Source organism: Pseudomonas sp. MD195_PC81_125 (assembly GCF_014060985.1).
Taxonomy (GTDB): Bacteria; Pseudomonadota; Gammaproteobacteria; order Pseudomonadales; family Pseudomonadaceae; genus Aquipseudomonas; species Aquipseudomonas parakoreensis.
Map to the genome: position 1 here is coordinate 1 of NZ_JABULD010000344.1, position 1,177 is coordinate 1,177.

A 1,177-nucleotide genomic window follows, 5' to 3' on the forward strand; every position below is an offset into this window, starting at 1 on the left:
TGGACTGGTGAGCCGTGAAGAATTCGATAGCCAGATGGTCGTCCTGGCTCGCACTCGCGCTCGCCTCGAGAGCCTCGAAGCGAAAGTTGCCGAGATGGAAGCCAAGCTGACACCGCCCCGCGGAATAATCTGCTCCCCCTGTAGGAGCTGCCGAAGGCTGCGATCTTTTGATCTCCAGCCCTTCAACCATCCCGGCAACGTCCTACAAACTGCATTACCGCCGTCCGATTGCGCCGAAAAGCCCAGGTTTCTAAGCTCACCCGATGCTGAATGTTCAGCACCGGGTTTGGCGACCCGAACAGCTTAAGGCGCACGACAACCATGATGGCGGCTACATTTACCGCCACATCTTTTCATGGCGGTTGTGCGTGGGAGACCTTCGGGTCTGCCGGGTTCCTTTTGCTCCGGTTCGCCAACCCGCGTACGACTGCCACCCAATTGTTTGGCGACAATTGAGGGCAGCCCTAAAGCAAAAGGAGCTGTTCAATGAAAAACGAAGATACGTATCTCACTCCTCAGGTGTTCACCCGCCACAAACTCCCCCTCCACGCCCTGCTCATCCAGAACCAACCCTGGTTCTCTGCCCGCGACCTGGGCCGCCTGCTGCACATTTACCTCAACGAACGCATGCTGCGAAAACTCGACCCCGACCAATACCAAACCCGCAAAACCCTGATCCACAACCAGATCGAAAACACCCTCCTGATCAGCGAATCCGGCATCTACGCCCTCCTCGTCTATCACTATTGCCCCGAATACCGAGCGCTACGCGAATGGCTCACCCATCAGGTTATCCCCACCCTGCGCGACGCCCAGCACCCCACAACAAGCGAACGCCCACAGCTAAGCCTGCTGAATTGGCCCGAGATGTCGTTGAGTTTGCTGCACTGGAATAACCAGCCGTGGATTCGGTTGCAGGATGTGCCATTGATGGTGGTAGAACGGGAAAAGCTAAAGCGCCCAGAACCGGGCACTTGGTGGAAGAGGGCTTCGCGGATGCTGCAATCGCTATAGGCCCGCATGCCGGAGCTGAGCCCTGCGTAAATCGTAAGTCGACTGAAGATTCATCCAGAACTCAGGCGTGGTGTTGAGGTGGATTGCCAGTCTGATTGCCAGATCGGCGCAGATCCTGAGCTGGCATTTCACAAGCTTCTCGATCTCGGTTTCAGGCCTAGTT

The 1,177-nt window shown here is 56.8% G+C and carries 2 protein-coding genes and 1 pseudogene; 2 read left to right on the plus strand and 1 reads right to left on the minus strand.

Translation table 11 applies throughout. The annotated features are described in order from the left end of the window. Together HT737_RS14355 and HT737_RS14360 are read left to right on the plus strand one after the other, a co-directional pair. Positions 1-118, plus strand: a pseudogene (locus HT737_RS14355) (accessory factor UbiK family protein); the annotation flags it as partial. A gap of 368 nt (positions 119-486) precedes the next feature. Beyond that, positions 487-1,014 (plus strand): Bro-N domain-containing protein, encoded by a 528-nt coding sequence (locus tag HT737_RS14360; RefSeq protein WP_182402985.1) that lies wholly within the window; start codon positions 487-489, stop codon positions 1,012-1,014. Here the strand turns inward: HT737_RS14360 and HT737_RS14365 are convergent. Next, on the minus strand, positions 1,009-1,177 hold a 169-nt coding region (locus HT737_RS14365; RefSeq protein WP_220459395.1), incomplete at its 5' end, for a HigA family addiction module antitoxin. The genes HT737_RS14360 and HT737_RS14365 overlap by 6 nt on opposite strands.